We start from the raw sequence: 15349 nt of genomic DNA, 5'->3' as shown, positions 1-15349 counted from the left end.
CCATCAGCGCACTGGTGGTGCGTATTGAATGCCGCCGTTGGTCCACAGCGCGTTCAGGCCGCGATCGATTTCCAGCGGGGTGCCTTTGCCGAGGTTGCGCTCGAACACTTCACCGTAGTTACCGACTTGTTTGACGATCTGGACAACCCAGTCTTTGGGCAGCTTCAGGTCTTTACCATATTCACCGTCAGCGCCGAGCATACGGGCGACGTCCGGGTTCTTGGTGGATTTGGCTTCAGCTTCAACGTTCTTCGAAGTGATGCCGGCTTCTTCGGCGTTGAGCATGGCGTAGCCAGTCCAGCGCACAACGGCCAGCCACTCGTCATCGCCGTTACGCACGACCGGGCCCAGTGGTTCCTTGGAAATGGTTTCCGGCAGAACCACGTAGTCCTTCGGCGCGGCCAGCTTGCTGCGCTGGGCAAACAGCTGGGACTTGTCGGAGGTCAGCACGTCGCAACGACCGGATTCCAGCGACTTGGCGCTTTCATCGGAGGTGTCGAAGGTGATCGGGGTGTATTTGAGGCCGTTGCCACGGAAGTAGTCGGAGACGTTCAGCTCGGTAGTGGTACCGGCCTGGATGCAGATGGTTGCACCGTCCAGTTCCTTGGCGCTCTTGACGCCCAGCTTGTTGTTTACCAGGAAGCCGATGCCGTCGTAGTAGGTGATGAAGCCTGGAAATTTCAGGCCCATGCCCGCGTCACGGGAACTGGTCATGGTGGTGTTGCGCGAAAGGATGTCGATTTCGCCGGACTGCAGCGCGGTGAAGCGCTCCTTGGCGTTCAACTGGCTGAACTTCACCTTAGTCGCATCGCCAAACACAGCAGCCGCCACGGCACGGCAGAAGTCCGCGTCAATGCCGAGAATCTTGCCACTTGCATCGGGTACCGAGAAACCCGGCAAGCCATCACTCACGCCACATTGCACAAAGCCTTTCTTCTGTACGGCATCCAGGGTTGCACCCGCCTGAGCGAACCCGCTGACGCCGAGCACTGCTGCTGCAGTCACGACGGCCAGGGTGGATTTCAGTAACTTCATTCAAACCTCCAGTTTTGCTCTTGTTGTGTCGGAGCTCGAGCCCTGTCGCACCCTTATGGGGCATTGCCGACCCTTGTTGGCTTTTTTTAGGGTCAACCGACGTCTGGACCTTCGCTATGAGTCTAATAATGAGAATGCCCCTAAACAGGGCGCCTGCCTCATCTCTCACCAATCGGCCGAACGGGCTGTAGCCCTTCACGTTCGCGAAGCCCGTAGCGGCTATTGGCGAACATCCATCACCGGATTTCTGATATCCCATGCGGCGCGTCAAGCTGATAGTGTTACCGCGCAGCGTAAGAATCATCACTCAAGCTACCTCAAAGCAAACGCCGTACCACACCGCTGCGCTTGACCCTTATGAGACACGTCAAGACAAAAACTTTTAAGATTGCGACATCTAATTAACTGAGGCACCGGGCCCGCACTGTAATAACGCACTGAATGAGCGCGCCCGCACAGATTTGGAGCAGACCATGACCGACCCCTTGATTCTCGAGCCCAGCGGCACCGCCGACGCGTGCGTCATCTGGCTCCACGGCCTGGGCGCCGATCGTTACGACTTCCTGCCGGTGGCCGAAATGCTGCAGCAAAGCCTGCTCACGACACGTTTCGTTCTGCCTCAAGCGCCGACCCAGCCGGTGACCATCAACGGCGGCTACGCCATGCCGAGTTGGTACGATATCCGCGCCCTGAGCCCCGCGCGGGCCATCGACGAGCAACAGCTGGAAGTGTCGGCGCAGCGGGTCATCGACCTGATCGAAGCCCAGCGAGCCCTTGGAATAGACGCCTCGCGGATTTTCCTCGCAGGTTTTTCCCAAGGCGGCGCGGTGGTCTATCACACCGCGTTCGTGAAATGGCAGGGTCCATTGGGGGGCGTAGTCGCGCTGTCCACTTATGCACCGACTTTCAGCGAAGAACTGCAATTGTCGGCCAGCCAGCAGCGCATTCCGGTATTGGCGCTACACGGCCAGTACGACGAAGTGGTACTCAACCCCATGGGGCGGACCGCGAAAGAGTATTTGAAACAGCATGGTGTCACCGTGACATGGCAAGAATACCCAATGGGCCATGAAGTGTTACCCGAAGAGATTCGCGACATCGGCACCTGGCTGAGCGAGCGGTTGCGCTAAGCGGGCGTGAGGACATGTCAACCCCTTGACGATCACACTACGCCGCGCCCGTTTCTTGCATTACACTGGCCGGCGTACATTCCTTAACCAATCGATGAGATGACCGTGCTCAAAGCACTCAAGAAGATGTTCGGTAAAAGCGAGGCCGAGCAGCTCGTGCCTGGCCCCAGCGCACCTGCCCACAGCCCGAGTCGTGCCGAGGTGCAAAAAAAGCCGCGGCGGACAACGCCTGTTGCGAACACAGAAAAAGACGCGGCCACCGCGCCTGTCGCTCCCGCGCCGCAACAGCCACACAACGAAGCCCCCAAGCCGCGCCGCGAGCGCGCCCCAAAACCGCCGGTCGTCGCCTGGAAGCTCGAGGATTTCGTCGTAGAACCCCAGGAAGGCAAGACCCGCTTCCATGATTTCAAACTCGCCCCTGAACTGATGCATGCCATCCAGGACCTGGGCTTCCCCTACTGCACGCCAATCCAGGCGCAGGTGCTGGGATTCACCCTCGCAGGTAAAGATGCCATCGGCCGCGCCCAGACCGGCACCGGCAAGACCGCCGCGTTCCTGATTTCCATCATTACCCAGTTGCTGCAGACCCCGCCGCCCAAAGAACGCTACATGGGCGAGCCACGGGCGCTGATCATCGCACCGACCCGCGAGCTGGTGGTGCAGATCGCCAAGGACGCCGCCGACCTGACCAAGTACACCGGACTGAACGTCATGACGTTCGTCGGCGGCATGGACTTCGACAAGCAGCTCAAGCACCTCGAAGCCCGTCACTGCGACATTCTGGTGGCAACACCGGGACGCCTGCTGGACTTCAACCAGCGCGGCGATGTGCACCTGGACATGGTCGAGGTGATGGTGCTGGACGAAGCCGACCGCATGCTCGACATGGGCTTCATCCCGCAAGTGCGCCAGATCATTCGCCAGACCCCACCGAAAAGCGAACGCCAGACCCTGCTGTTTTCCGCCACGTTCACCGAAGACGTGATGAACCTGGCCAAGCAATGGACCACCGACCCGTCCATCGTCGAGATCGAGGCGCTGAACGTCGCGAGCGAAAACGTCGAGCAGCACATCTACGCTGTGGCCGGCGCCGACAAGTACAAGCTGCTCTACAACCTGGTCAACGACAACGGTTGGGAGCGCGTGATGGTGTTCGCCAACCGCAAGGACGAAGTACGTCGTATCGAGGAGCGACTGGTACGCGATGGCGTCAACGCAGCCCAGTTGTCGGGCGACGTGCCGCAACACAAGCGTATCAAGACGCTGGAAGGCTTTCGCGAAGGCAAGATCCGTGTGCTGGTGGCCACCGATGTGGCCGGGCGCGGGATTCATATCGACGGGATCAGCCACGTGATCAACTTCACCCTGCCGGAAGTGCCGGATGACTATGTGCACCGGATCGGGCGTACTGGGCGTGCAGGCGCCGCTGGCGTATCGATCAGCTTCGCCGGTGAGGATGACTCCTATCAGTTGCCGTCCATCGAAGCGTTGCTGGGGAAGAAGATCAATTGCGAAACCCCACCGACTCATCTGCTTCGGCCGGTTGAGCGCAAACGCCCTTAACCGTCGTCAGGAACCAGAAAGCGCAGCCGCAAACGCTGCGCTTTTTTTTCGTCCGGGATATTGCCCAACAGAACTATAAGTCCATAATGGACAAATTAGTTTACACAAAGCACCCCGGAGTCCCGATGTCCAGCACGCCCTACGTGATGACCCAAGCCCAGGCCCGAGAGCTGCTCGGCCAAGTCGACGTACCGCAGATTTTACGCAAGCTGTTCCACGACCTTGCCGCCGGACAGGCCGTCCAACCGCCCCAGCAACTTGTGGCGTTTCCCCAAGGCGCCGGGGATTTCATCAACTACCTGGGCGTGCTGGCTGAAGAGCAGGTCTACGGGGTCAAGACCTCACCGTATATCGTGCGCGAGCAAGGTCCATTGGTGACCGCCTGGACCCTACTGATGTCGATGCAGACCGGCCAGCCACTGCTGCTGTGCGACGCCGCCGAACTGACCACCGCCCGCACCGCAGCCACCACTGCCGTCGCCGTGGATGCCCTGGCCCCATTCCAGGCCCGGCGCTTGGCAGTCATCGGCAGCGGCGCAGTGGCAAGGGCCCACGTGCAATACGTCAAGGGTCTGCGGGACTGGCAAAGCATCAGCCTCTATTCGCCCAGCCTACAGAATAAATCGGCGCAAGAGCGTGCTTCGCTCACCGAGCTGGATCCGCGCCTGCAAATCGCGGCCAGCCTTGAAGCGGCGCTGCACGACGCCGATGTGGTGATGCTCTGCACCTCGTCCGCCAAGGCAGTGCTCGACCCACAGACACTGAGCAAGCCAGCCCTGATTACCTCCATCAGCACCAATGCTCCGCGCGCCCACGAAGTGCCCCCCCAGAGCCTCAACGACATGGACGTGTTCTGTGACTATCGTCAGACCACCCCCGGTTCGGCCGGTGAAATGTTGATTGCCGCTGAACAGCACGGCTGGGACGCGTCACGCCTGGTTGGGGATTTGCCTGAACTGCTCAGCGAACACGTAGCGCGTCCCGGCTATGAGCGCCATGTGTTTTTCCGCTCCATCGGCCTGGGGTTGGAAGACGTTGCGCTGGCGAATGCGCTTTATCAGTTGCACAACTGACACAGCCAATTTGCCCAGAAGGTTTTACTAACTCCCGGCACCGCGCTCCACAGGAGAGCTTCATGACCTCAGCAGACTTCATCATCATCGGCGGTGGCATCGCCGGTGCTTCCACCGGTTACTGGCTGGCCCCCCACGGTCGGGTCATTGTGCTCGAGCGCGAATCCCATCCGGGCTACCACTCCACAGGGCGCTCGGCGGCGCTGTACACCGCGGCCTATGGCACGCCTCAGGTGCGGGCGCTGACCCAGGCCAGCCGTGACTTTTTCGACGCCCCGCCGGCCGATTTCTGCGAACACCCGCTGCTCACCCCACGGGGCGAAATGACCGTGGATTTCACCGGCGACCCGGCCGAGCTGAACAACCAGTACCTCAGCGCCAAGGCCACGGTGCCGCAGATGCAGCTACTCAGCGCCGAAGAGGCCTGTGTGCGACTGCCGATCCTGCGACGGGACAAGGTGCATGGTGCAATCTACGACCCCACCGCCTGTGACATCGACACCGATGCGCTGCACCAAGGCTACCTGCGCGGTATCCGCCGCAACGGCGGTCAGGTGCACACCGACACCGAAGTGCTGGGCCTGAGCCGCGACGATCAGGGGATGTGGCAGGTAGCAACCGCTGGCCAGACCTTCAGCGCTCCGGTGCTGATCAACGCGGCCGGCGCCTGGGCCGATCACATTGCCGAAATGGCCGGCGCGCGCAAGCTGGGCCTGCAACCCAAGCGGCGGGCGGCATTCATTTTTGCCGGCCCCGAGGGCGTGGACATTCATGACTGGCCGATGCTGGTGAGCCTCGACGAGTCGTTCTATATGAAGCCCGACGCCGGCATGTTCCTCGGCTCGCCGGCAAATGCCGATCCGGTGGAACCTCACGACGTGCAGCCTGAAGAACTGGACATTGCCATGGGCATCTACCAGATCGAAGAAGCCACCACCCTGACCATCCGCCGTCCGACCCGCACCTGGGCCGGGTTGCGCAGTTTCGTCCCCGACGGCGACCTCTTGTCCGGTTTCGATCCCCAGGTACCGGGGTTGTTCTGGGTCGCGGCCCAGGGCGGCTACGGCATCCAGACGTCCCCGGCCATGGGTCAGGCCAGCGCGGCCCTGGTGCGCGGTGAGCCATTGCCCGAGACCTTGACCCGTTTCGGCCTGAGCACCACCCAGCTGTCGCCGGCACGCCTGGCTTGAACCCACCCAGGTGACGCATCGCCACGATTGCGGCACACTCCTGCGCGCCCCTGCTTCACGGGGCGCTGACGCTGCCCGGAGCCCTGTCATGAATGCCCCGCAACCTGATCCGACACTGGATAATTTCCGCACCATCGCCGACGCCATCGCCACGCTGTTCTACCCTCACGCCGAAGTGGTGCTGCACGACCTGCGTACGCAGAAAGTCGACTACATCGCCAACAACCTGTCCAAGCGCGTGATAGGGGATGACTCGTCCCTGGAGGACATGCTCAGCGAAGAGATCAGCGAACGGAACATCGGCCCATACGAAAAACTCAATTGGGACGGGCAGAAAATCCGCAGCCTCAGCAGCGTCCTGCGCGATGCAGGGGGGCGCCCGCTGGCGGTGCTGTGCATCAATCTGAATATTTCGCTGTTCGAGAATGCCAAGGCCGCGCTGGACCTGTTCCTGTCGCCGGGCAAGTTGATCCCGCAACCGGACTCACTGTTTCGCGATGACTGGCAGGAACGGATCAACACCTTCCTCCACGCCTGGATGCGCGAGCGTCAGTTGAGCCTGAACCTGCTGACCCGCGACCATAAACGCGAACTGGTGCTGGCGCTGCATGCCGAAGGCGCGTTCAAGGGCAAGAGCGCGTCCAACTATGTGGCGAATGTGCTGAACATGGGACGAGCGACGGTTTACAAGCATTTGAAGGAGTTGAAGGGCTGAGGTTTTTCTTGCCTGACCTGGCCTCATCGCGAGCAGGCTCGCTCCCACAGGGGGTCTGTGTCGAACACGCTATTTGTGTTCAATGAGATCCAATGTGGGAGCGAGCCTGCTCGCGATAACGATCAATCAGTCGCCATAGATATCCGACTTGAAATACTTGGCCTGGATCTTCTGATACTCCCCACTGGCCCGAATCCCGTCGATGGCCTTGTTCAAGTCCGACACCAGTTGGGTATTGCCCTTGCGCACCGCGATACCCGCGCCTTCACCGACGTATTTCGGGTCCTTGAGCTCCGGCCCGACAAACGCGTAGCCCTTGCCCCGGGGCATCGACAGAAAATCCTCGAGCGGGATGGTGTCAGCGAATATCGCGTCCAGTCGACCGGACGCCAGGTCCATGTAGATTTCTTCGTTGTTGCTGTAGCGCTTGACTGTCACGCCCTTGGGTTCGAAGACCTCCGTAGCGAAGCGGTCGGTGGTGGTCGCCCGTTGCACACCCACGGTCTTGCCTTTGAGACTGGCGTACTGGTCATCGACCACCGCGCCCTCCTTCATGACCAGCCGCGACGAGGTGAAGTAGTACTTGTGAGTAAAATCCACCGACTTCTTGCGCTCTTCGGTGATGGTCATGGACGACAGCGCCATGTCGATTTTCTTCACCTTGAGCGACGGAATCAGCCCGTCAAACTCACTTTCGATCCACTGGCACTTGACCTTCATCTGCGCGCACAGCGCGTTGCCAATGTCATAGTCAAATCCCTCGATCTTTCCTTCGGAGGTCTTGGAAGCAAACGGCGGATACGCCGCTTCAATGCCGATACGCAAGGTCTTGTCGGCGGCGAACAGGCTGCTGGAGGCCAGCAGGCTCAAGGCCAAGCCGGTGATGAGGGGGAGCTTTTTCATGATCGATCTCTCGCGGGTTTGTTGTTGGTTTTGGCAGAGAAAGGTGAAGCGACGGATTTTATGTACTTATAAATCCATACTGGACTTTAATGTACATATCGTCAATTGGGGCAACCGCGAAAAGTGATGGGAGGCTAATGGCCTCATCGCGAGCAGGCTCGCTCCCACAGGAGGCCTGCGTCGAACACGAATACTGTGTACAACCTGGATCCCTTGTGGGAGCGAGCCTGCTCGCGATAGCGGTTGGCAGGCAATGAATCAGCAACAGGCTATCTACCGCTTCCAGCGATCCGCCGCCGCATGATCACTGTCACGCCCTTCTACCCAGCGCGGGCCATCGGCGGTGTTTTCTTTTTTCCAGAACGGCGCACGGGTCTTGAGGTAGTCCATGACAAAGGCGCAGGCGTCGAATGCCGCCTGGCGATGGGCACTGGCGGCCGCCACGAAGACGATCGGTTCGCCCGGCTCCAGGGCACCGATGCGATGCAGGACCTCCAGCTTGAGCAACGGCCAGCGCTGCTCGGCCTCGGCGACGATCTTGCCCAAGGCTTTTTCAGTCATGCCCGGGTAGTGCTCCAGGAACATCCCGGACACATCAAGGCCGTCATTGAAGTCACGCACGTAGCCGACAAAACTCACCACCGCCCCCACGCCAACATTGGCCGCGTGCATCGCGTTGACTTCGACGCCCGGGTCGAACGGATCGGCTTGCACCCGAATCGCCATGGCTCAGCCTCCGGTCACGGTGGGAAAGAATGCCACTTCGTCACCATCGACCAGCGGCTCGTCGAGCTGGCACAGGTCTTCGTTGCGGGCGCACATCAGGTTTTGTTCTTTCAAGACATCGAAACCTTCACGCGCGGCCAACAGTATCCGCACGTCGTCCACCGTGGAGAAATCGCCCTCGACCTTCTGCGAATCAACGCCCAACGCTTCGCGATAACGCGCAAAGAACTTCACGGTAATTTTCATGGTGCATCCGCCTGGAAGTGGCCGCTCTTGCCGCCGAGTTTCTCCAGCACCCGCACGCCTTCAATGGTCATGCCCCGATCCACGGCCTTGCACATGTCGTAGATGGTCAGCGCAGCAACACTGGCGGCGGTGAGGGCTTCCATCTCCACGCCGGTCTGCCCCGACAGTTTGCAACGGGCAACGATGCGCACCCGGTCCTCGCCTTCGGCATTGAGCTCGACCTTGACGCTGGTGAGCATCAGCGGATGGCAGAGCGGAATCAGGTCACTGGTTTTTTTCGCCGCCTGAATGCCGGCAATGCGCGCAACGGCGAACACATCGCCTTTGGGATGACCACCGCTGACGATCATCTGCAGTGTTTCGGGCAGCATGCGCACAAAGGCTTCGGCCGTGGCTTCACGGAACGTCACGGCCTTGTCGGTCACATCGACCATGTTGGCGCGACCTTGGGAATCGAGATGAGTCAGCACAGGGTTACTCCTGATCGGGAGCATCGATTGTAAACCTGTGAGTCAGATTCCGGCAGGCCTGATTGTCGCACCTGTGGCGAGCGCAATTGCCCAATCACCGCAAATCCTCCTGTGGGAGCGGGCTTGCTCGCGAAGGCGGTGTATCAGATAAAAATAGGTGGCTGATGCACCGCTATCGCGAGCCTGCTCGCTCCCACAGGGGTTTTCGTACAGTCATAAAAAAACCGGGCGACCTTGAGGTCGCCCGGTTCTGATGGTCAGTTACAGGTGAGATTCGGCGTATTCGGCCAGGATCGAGCGCGGTACGCCCTGCAGGGTGATGTGGACCCCGTTGGGGAAGTCTTTGAAGCGTTCGGTCAGGTAGGTCAGCCCGGAACTGGTCGCGGACAGGTAAGGGGTGTCGATCTGTGCCAGGTTGCCCAGGCACACCACTTTGGAACCGGCGCCGGCACGGGTGATGATGGTTTTCATCTGGTGCGGGGTGAGGTTCTGGCATTCGTCGATCAGGATCAGGCTCTGCTGGAAGCTGCGGCCGCGAATGTAGTTGAGGGATTTGAACTGCAACGGCACCTTGCTGAGGATGTAGTCGACGCTGCCATGAGTGCTTTCGTCATCCATGTGCAAGGCTTCAAGGTTATCGGTGATGGCGCCCAGCCAAGGCTCCATTTTTTCCGCTTCGGTGCCGGGCAAAAAGCCGATTTCCTGGTCCAGGCCCTGCACGCTGCGAGTGGCGATGATGCGCCGGTAGCGCTTGCTGACCATGGTCTGTTCGATGGCGGCGGCCAGGGCCAGGATGGTCTTGCCCGAACCGGCGGCGCCGGACAGGTTGACCAGGTGGATATCCGGGTCGAGCAAGGCGAACAAGGCCAGGCTCTGGTAGATATCCCGCGGCTTGAGGCCCCAGGCCTCCTGATGCAGCAGGGGTTCCTGGTGCAGATCGAGAATCAGCAGCTTGTCGACCTGGATTTCCTTGATCCAGCCGACGAAACCCTGTTCGTCGATGATGAACTCATTGATGTGCACCGCCGGCAGATTGTCGATCAACTGCACCTGGTGCCAGGTGCGACCATGGTCCTGACGGGTCTCGACCTTGCTCACCCGGTCCCAGAAGGAGCCGGTCATGGTGTGATAGCCGTTGGGCAGCAGTGATACGTCGTCGACCAATTGGTCGGTGCTGTAGTCCTCCGCCGCGATCCCGCAGGCGCGGGCCTTGAGGCGCATGTTGATGTCTTTGGTCACCAGAACCACGGCCTGATCCTGGTTGCGCGCGTGCAGGTCGATCAACTGGTTGATGATGATGTTGTCGTTCAGGTGTTCGGGCAGCACCAGGTTGGGTTCGGTGCGCTTGCTCATCAGGATCGAGAGCAGGCCTTTGGGACCACTTTTGCCACGCTGGATCGGCACACCCAGTTCAACGTCCTCGGGCGACGCGTCTCCCAGGGTCTTGTCGATCAGGCGGATCGCCTGCCGGCATTCGGCGGCGACGCTGTGATGCCCGCTCTTGAGCTTGTCCAGCTCCTCGAGCACGGTCATCGGGATGGCAACATGGTGTTCTTCGAAGTTCAGGAGTGCGTTTGGATCGTGGATCAATACGTTGGTATCGAGTACATAGAGGATTGGCTGGTTGGAGGAAGGGCTACGTCCGTGGTCATCCATACTCGGTCACCTTTGTGGGGGCCATTCGACGCAATACCGTGACAGTGCTGCGCCTCGAAGTAGCCACCGAATTCACCCGCAAGGCTTGAGGTGAACTGCACACAACTGGGTCTTGGAAGACGCCACCTGTGTTGCAGGTTTCGGCGGTCTGACTTCTTGATACTCCAAAACACATGACAGGAAAAAGCACTTTGACGCTTTTTTGAAGTTTATTTTTCAGAGTGACGAATAACGCTTGGCGTTGCGCCGTTGCGCCGTTAAAGTCGGAAGTCCGGTCGCCATGAAAGTGCGCCGAATTCTCCTCCTCCCCCAGTGTTTCCGGGCCTTTGGCCAAATCAGCGAAACGCGACCCGACAATCTTCCCAGCCGATCCCGCTTTGCGCCGTTTGCGTAATGAGCCAGGGCAGCGCCGTTTTCAGCGCATCCTGCTTGACGTTGAAATTGATCACACCGCGGCGCCACAACAGCATCAGGGTCAGTGTGCGCTGGGCGCTTTGCTCGGGGTTGAGCCGGCCGGCGCTGTCCTGAGGGTCGATATCCCAGAGCGCCACCTGCAGGCCCTGGTTGCGGAAAAATGCGCCGGCATCGCCACGGCGCTGGCCCTGGGGCGGGCGAAACAGCGGCACGTAGTTTTCCGGCAGCTTGCCCTTGACCAGATCGACGCTGCGCCGCACCGAGTCCTGCCAATCCTGCCAATGGCTGTGGGAGCGGAACTCCCAACCCTGGACACCGACGCATTGCCCCGAATACAAGGCCTGGAGGTGGTTGACCGAGCGCTCTGCAAGCCGCGCCTGGATGTCCTTGCCCAGCACGAAGAAGGTGCCGTTCATGTTCGACTTGCGCAGGTATTCAGTCAGCCACGGGGTATTGTCCGGCGTGATGTTGGCCGCGCTGTCGAAGGTCAGCAGGAACAGCCGGTCATTCAGATCATCACCGTTGCGCTCGTAATCGCCGAAACGCGCAATTTCGCTGCTGGTCTGCGGAAACAACGCGGCCTTGCGCAGCAACTCGTCCAGATATTGAGCGTGGAAGATCCGGCTCGGCTCAGCCCACTTGATGTAGTAGGAGTTTTCATCGAGCGTGAGCCTGCCCGCCTCTTCGCGCAACGTCGCCAGGTCTTCCACCAGAAAACAGAACGAAGCGTCCTGATCGCAGCTTTGCTGAGCGAAGTTGTAGTTGCTCAGCAGTCGCTGCCACAACCGCGCGCGCAGGGTGTCGATCGCCGCCATATTGATTGTGCGCAGCCCCAGGTGCTGCTTGAGGGCGATTTCGTCCATGGCATCGGTGTCCAGCAGGACCCGGGCGAACATCAGGATCTCGGCTCGCGAGGCCACGTCGAACAGCGTCGGGCTGGTGAGCTGTTCCGGCCAGGTGCTGCGGTCCAGGGTGGCGATGTCGCTGGGTGCGGCAATGGCCGCGAAACTCAGGAACCAGGCCGACAATAGAAGGACGATGCGCAAAAGGGATGTCTCCATAACGAAACCCGCGCCGCATCATAGCCGATCCTGACGCAATACCCTTGTGGTCAGAGGACTCGGTGGGAGCAAGGCTTGCCCATCCATCACCTATCACCCCAATAGCTGGAGTCCACCCGGACAACCCCCTAGAATCGCCGCACCTTTGAAGGAGACGATTACATGCTGATGGTGATTTCCCCCGCCAAGACCCTCGATTACGAAACACCGCCGGCCACCGAGCGTTTTACCCAGCCGCAGTACCTGGATCATTCCCAGGAACTGATCGAACAGTTGCGCGAACTCTCGCCGGCACAGATCAGCGAGCTGATGCACGTCTCCGACAAGATCGGCGGTCTCAATGCCGCACGATTCGGCAGCTGGACGCCGGCGTTCACCCCGGCCAATGCCAAACAGGCTCTGCTGGCTTTCAAGGGTGATGTGTACACCGGCCTCGATGCACAAAGCTTTGCCGAAGCCGATTTCGACTATGCCCAGGAGCATCTGCGCATGCTCTCCGGTCTTTATGGCTTGCTGCGCCCACTGGACCTGATGCAACCCTATCGCCTGGAGATGGGCACGAAGCTGGCCAATGCCCGCGGCAAAGACTTGTATGCCTTCTGGGGCACACGCATCAGCGAATGGCTGAACGAAGCGCTGGCTGACCAGGGCGACGACATACTGTTGAACCTGGCCTCCAATGAATACTTCTCGGCGGTCAAACGCAGCGCGCTCAAAGCGCGGGTCATTGATACCGAGTTCAAGGACCTGAAGAACGGCCAGTACAAAATCATCAGCTTCTACGCCAAGAAGGCCCGCGGCCTGATGAGCCGCTTCGTGATTCAGGAACGCATCAACGATCCAGCAGCACTCAAGCAGTTCGATGCCCAGGGCTACCGTTTCAATGCTCAACAATCGAGCGCGGACAAACTGGTGTTCCTGCGTGACCATGCCCCCGAATAAAGCACATCTTTATATGGCCCCTTGATCAGGGGCCTTGATCAAACCCGAACACGTCATCCAACTTCCCCGCCCACTTCGTCAGTTCCATGACGCCAATAAATCGCCCCCTTCCCTCGCTAACTTTTGTTTCACTCGACACCTGTCAGTTTTTTACGTAGTGGCACCAAATTTTTTATTCGGTAGTGGCACAAAAATATCTACCCCCCTTAACTCCCCGTTATCAAAGGTCAAAACGGTGAGTGCCATCATCATGAGGTCAGTGCCATCTTTCATAATATTTCGAAAAATTTCGAAAATCGCGATGAGCGGATCGGAACTATGTGAAATTGCACGGCTCATACCACCCGTAACGATTCTCGCCGTGCGTGTAAGAGATGACTTACATAGGCCGTCGATCCAAGTAACCAAGTTGTCATGGCAATTTAGCGAAACGGTCGCCTATTTGGATCCATCTTATAAAGGACAGGAGATAACGCACCATTACTATCCCCTACAAGGCCAAGGCTGCGCCCCTATAACGTGCTCGCCAGAGCACACAAGCTTCTGATTTTGTGGGCTTTTTGCCAGAGATCGGAGGTGAAGGACCTTTGCACGAACGTTCCCGAATACGAGGACTGGCTGCATAACAGGGCAGGTCATAACAACTAGGCCGCATTGCGCACAACTTGAGTGCACTTATTTAGACACTCGGAACTTAGTATGCCTGCACACGGCACTGTGGCGCCTGCATTCCACACTTCCGAGTGCACTATGACCGCTGAACACTATTAACTCCGGCCATTTAATGGCGTGAAAAACAGAGGTAAATGCGATGCGCATTAGCATATTTGGTTTGGGTTACGTCGGTGCAGTATGTGCCGGTTGCCTGTCTGCACGGGGCCATGATGTCGTTGGCGTAGATGTCGCCAAAGACAAAATCGACATGATCAACGCCGGTAAATCGCCGATCGTTGAACCCGGTCTGGGCGAGCTGTTGGCACAAGGTATTGAAACAGGCCGTCTGCGCGGAACCACCAACTTCGCCGAAGCGATTCGTGATACTGACCTGTCGATGATTTGCGTCGGTACACCGAGCAAGAAGAACGGCGATCTGGAACTCAACTACATCGAAGCGGTGTGCCGCGAGATCGGTTTTGTTCTGCGCGACAAGACCACCCGCCACACCGTCGTGGTTCGCAGCACCGTGCTGCCAGGCACCGTGGCGAATGTGGTCATCCCGATTCTGGAAGACTGCTCCGGCAAAAAAGCCGGTGTCGATTTCGGCGTCGCGGTCAACCCTGAGTTCCTGCGTGAAAGCACCGCGATCAAGGACTACGACCTGCCACCGATGACCGTTATCGGCGAGTTCGACAAAGCCTCCGGCGACGTTCTGCAATCGCTGTACGAAGAGCTCGATGCGCCGATCATCCGCAAGGACATCGCTGTCGCCGAGATGATCAAGTACACCTGCAACGTCTGGCACGCCACCAAGGTGACCTTCGCCAACGAGATCGGCAACATCGCCAAGGCAGTCGGCGTCGATGGCCGTGAAGTGATGGACGTGGTCTGCCAAGACAAGACCCTGAACCTGTCCCAGTACTACATGCGCCCAGGCTTCGCCTTCGGCGGCTCGTGCCTGCCCAAGGACGTTCGCGCCCTGACCTACCGCGCCGGTTCCCTGGACGTGGAAGCGCCGCTGCTCAACTCGCTGATGCGCAGCAACGAATCCCAGGTGCAGAACGCCTTCGACATCGTTTCCAGCCACGACAAGCGCAAAGTCGCCCTGCTGGGCCTGAGCTTCAAGGCCGGCACCGACGACCTGCGTGAAAGCCCATTGGTGGAACTGGCGGAAATGCTGATCGGCAAGGGTTTCGACCTGAAAATCTACGACAGCAACGTCGAATACGCCCGCGTCCACGGTGCGAACAAGGATTACATCGAGTCGAAGATCCCTCACGTCTCGTCCTTGCTCAACTCCGACTTCGACTCGGTGATCGACGGCTCCGACATCATCATCCTGGGCAACCGCGACGAGAAGTTCCGCGCGCTGACCGAGAACGTACCGGAAGGCAAGCAGGTCATCGACCTGGTTGGCTTCATGTCCAAGGCCACCAACCCGAGTGGCCGGACCGAAGGCATCTGCTGGTAAGTCTGTTTGCCGGCCGGGCCCAGGCCCGGCCGGCCTTTCGCCTGCCTTAACCCATCGGGCCGCCCACAAGGCCCGCCCGAGATAGAGACGGATGCAG

At 59.4% G+C, this 15349-nt stretch carries 14 protein-coding genes; 7 read left to right on the top strand and 7 right to left on the bottom strand.

Annotated elements, in window-relative coordinates:
* Nucleotides 1-3: 3 nt before the first annotated feature.
* On the bottom strand, nt 4-1035 hold the full coding sequence (locus BW979_RS08775; protein WP_047228859.1) for an amino acid ABC transporter substrate-binding protein: 1032 nt from the start codon (nt 1033-1035) through the stop codon (nt 4-6).
* Between the two features lie 473 nt (nt 1036-1508).
* On the opposite strand from BW979_RS08775, the gene BW979_RS08770 reads away from it, so the two are divergent.
* The 5 genes from BW979_RS08770 (at nt 1509) to BW979_RS08750 (ending at nt 6706) form a co-directional block, all read left to right on the top strand.
* Complete coding sequence (locus BW979_RS08770) at nt 1509-2165, top strand: alpha/beta hydrolase (RefSeq protein WP_047228858.1); 657 nt, start codon at nt 1509-1511, stop codon at nt 2163-2165.
* 99 nt (nt 2166-2264) lie between these two features.
* Nucleotides 2265-3728, top strand: coding sequence for an ATP-dependent RNA helicase RhlB (gene rhlB / locus BW979_RS08765; RefSeq protein ID WP_047228857.1), 1464 nt, complete (start codon nt 2265-2267; stop codon nt 3726-3728).
* 125 nt (nt 3729-3853) lie between these two features.
* Nucleotides 3854-4801: an ornithine cyclodeaminase family protein gene (locus tag BW979_RS08760; RefSeq protein ID WP_047228856.1), complete on the top strand. Its 948-nt coding sequence runs from the start codon at nt 3854-3856 to the stop codon at nt 4799-4801.
* 62 nt (nt 4802-4863) lie between these two features.
* A complete protein-coding gene (locus BW979_RS08755) occupies nt 4864-5991 on the top strand; it encodes an NAD(P)/FAD-dependent oxidoreductase (RefSeq protein ID WP_076383628.1) in 1128 nt (375 codons plus the stop codon).
* 88 nt (nt 5992-6079) lie between these two features.
* The gene (locus BW979_RS08750; protein ID WP_076383627.1) at nt 6080-6706 is read left to right on the top strand and encodes a helix-turn-helix transcriptional regulator; all 627 of its coding nucleotides are present in this window, start codon (nt 6080-6082) and stop codon (nt 6704-6706) included.
* Between the two features lie 126 nt (nt 6707-6832).
* Here the strand turns inward: BW979_RS08750 and BW979_RS08745 are convergent, their stop codons facing one another.
* From BW979_RS08745 to BW979_RS08720, 6 genes are all read right to left on the bottom strand, one after another.
* A complete protein-coding gene (locus BW979_RS08745; RefSeq protein ID WP_076383626.1) occupies nt 6833-7609 on the bottom strand; it encodes an ABC transporter substrate-binding protein in 777 nt (258 codons plus the stop codon).
* Nucleotides 7610-7882: 273 nt separating this feature from the next.
* Nucleotides 7883-8335, bottom strand: a complete 453-nt coding sequence (gene moaE, locus BW979_RS08740; protein ID WP_076383625.1) for a molybdopterin synthase catalytic subunit MoaE — start codon at nt 8333-8335, stop codon at nt 7883-7885.
* Between the two features lie 3 nt (nt 8336-8338).
* Entirely contained in the window at nt 8339-8581 is a 243-nt protein-coding gene (locus BW979_RS08735) for a MoaD/ThiS family protein (protein ID WP_047228851.1), read from the bottom strand.
* Nucleotides 8578-9051 carry a cyclic pyranopterin monophosphate synthase MoaC gene (moaC, locus tag BW979_RS08730; RefSeq protein WP_076383624.1) on the bottom strand — a complete coding sequence of 158 codons (474 nt, stop codon included), beginning with the start codon at nt 9049-9051 and terminating at the stop codon, nt 8578-8580. The genes BW979_RS08735 and moaC overlap by 4 nt, the downstream gene beginning before the upstream one ends.
* A 261-nt stretch (nt 9052-9312) precedes the next feature.
* Nucleotides 9313-10707, bottom strand: coding sequence for a PhoH family protein (locus BW979_RS08725; protein ID WP_047228849.1), 1395 nt, complete (start codon nt 10705-10707; stop codon nt 9313-9315).
* Between the two features lie 335 nt (nt 10708-11042).
* Nucleotides 11043-12167: a polysaccharide deacetylase family protein gene (locus BW979_RS08720; RefSeq protein ID WP_047228848.1), complete on the bottom strand. Its 1125-nt coding sequence runs from the start codon at nt 12165-12167 to the stop codon at nt 11043-11045.
* A gap of 177 nt (nt 12168-12344) precedes the next feature.
* Here BW979_RS08720 and yaaA point away from each other — a divergent pair, with 177 nt between their 5' ends.
* A complete protein-coding gene (gene yaaA / locus BW979_RS08715; RefSeq protein WP_047228847.1) occupies nt 12345-13124 on the top strand; it encodes a peroxide stress protein YaaA in 780 nt (259 codons plus the stop codon).
* A gap of 811 nt (nt 13125-13935) precedes the next feature.
* On the top strand, nt 13936-15252 hold the full coding sequence (locus BW979_RS08710) for a nucleotide sugar dehydrogenase (RefSeq protein WP_076383623.1): 1317 nt from the start codon (nt 13936-13938) through the stop codon (nt 15250-15252).
* Nucleotides 15253-15349: the final 97 nt, after the last annotated feature.

This window comes from Pseudomonas sp. A214 (assembly GCF_900156295.1).
GTDB lineage: Bacteria > Pseudomonadota > Gammaproteobacteria > Pseudomonadales > Pseudomonadaceae > Aquipseudomonas > Aquipseudomonas rhizophila.
The sequence above is the reverse complement of the archived record's forward strand: the minus strand, read 5'-3'. Positions and strand labels throughout refer to the sequence as shown.

What these genes read in the sequence shown, in the direction of transcription:
- BW979_RS08775 (WP_047228859.1), bottom strand. Translation starts at nt 1,035, where the DNA reads ATGAAGTTACTGAAATCCACCCTGGCCGTCGTGACTGCAGCAGCAGTG.
- BW979_RS08770 (WP_047228858.1), top strand. Translation starts at nt 1,509, where the DNA reads ATGACCGACCCCTTGATTCTCGAGCCCAGCGGCACCGCCGACGCGTGC.
- rhlB (WP_047228857.1), top strand. Translation starts at nt 2,265, where the DNA reads ATGACCGTGCTCAAAGCACTCAAGAAGATGTTCGGTAAAAGCGAGGCC.
- BW979_RS08760 (WP_047228856.1), top strand. Translation starts at nt 3,854, where the DNA reads ATGTCCAGCACGCCCTACGTGATGACCCAAGCCCAGGCCCGAGAGCTG.
- BW979_RS08755 (WP_076383628.1), top strand. Translation starts at nt 4,864, where the DNA reads ATGACCTCAGCAGACTTCATCATCATCGGCGGTGGCATCGCCGGTGCT.
- BW979_RS08750 (WP_076383627.1), top strand. Translation starts at nt 6,080, where the DNA reads ATGAATGCCCCGCAACCTGATCCGACACTGGATAATTTCCGCACCATC.
- BW979_RS08745 (WP_076383626.1), bottom strand. Translation starts at nt 7,609, where the DNA reads ATGAAAAAGCTCCCCCTCATCACCGGCTTGGCCTTGAGCCTGCTGGCC.
- moaE (WP_076383625.1), bottom strand. Translation starts at nt 8,335, where the DNA reads ATGGCGATTCGGGTGCAAGCCGATCCGTTCGACCCGGGCGTCGAAGTC.
- BW979_RS08735 (WP_047228851.1), bottom strand. Translation starts at nt 8,581, where the DNA reads ATGAAAATTACCGTGAAGTTCTTTGCGCGTTATCGCGAAGCGTTGGGC.
- BW979_RS08725 (WP_047228849.1), bottom strand. Translation starts at nt 10,707, where the DNA reads ATGGATGACCACGGACGTAGCCCTTCCTCCAACCAGCCAATCCTCTAT.
- yaaA (WP_047228847.1), top strand. Translation starts at nt 12,345, where the DNA reads ATGCTGATGGTGATTTCCCCCGCCAAGACCCTCGATTACGAAACACCG.
- BW979_RS08710 (WP_076383623.1), top strand. Translation starts at nt 13,936, where the DNA reads ATGCGCATTAGCATATTTGGTTTGGGTTACGTCGGTGCAGTATGTGCC.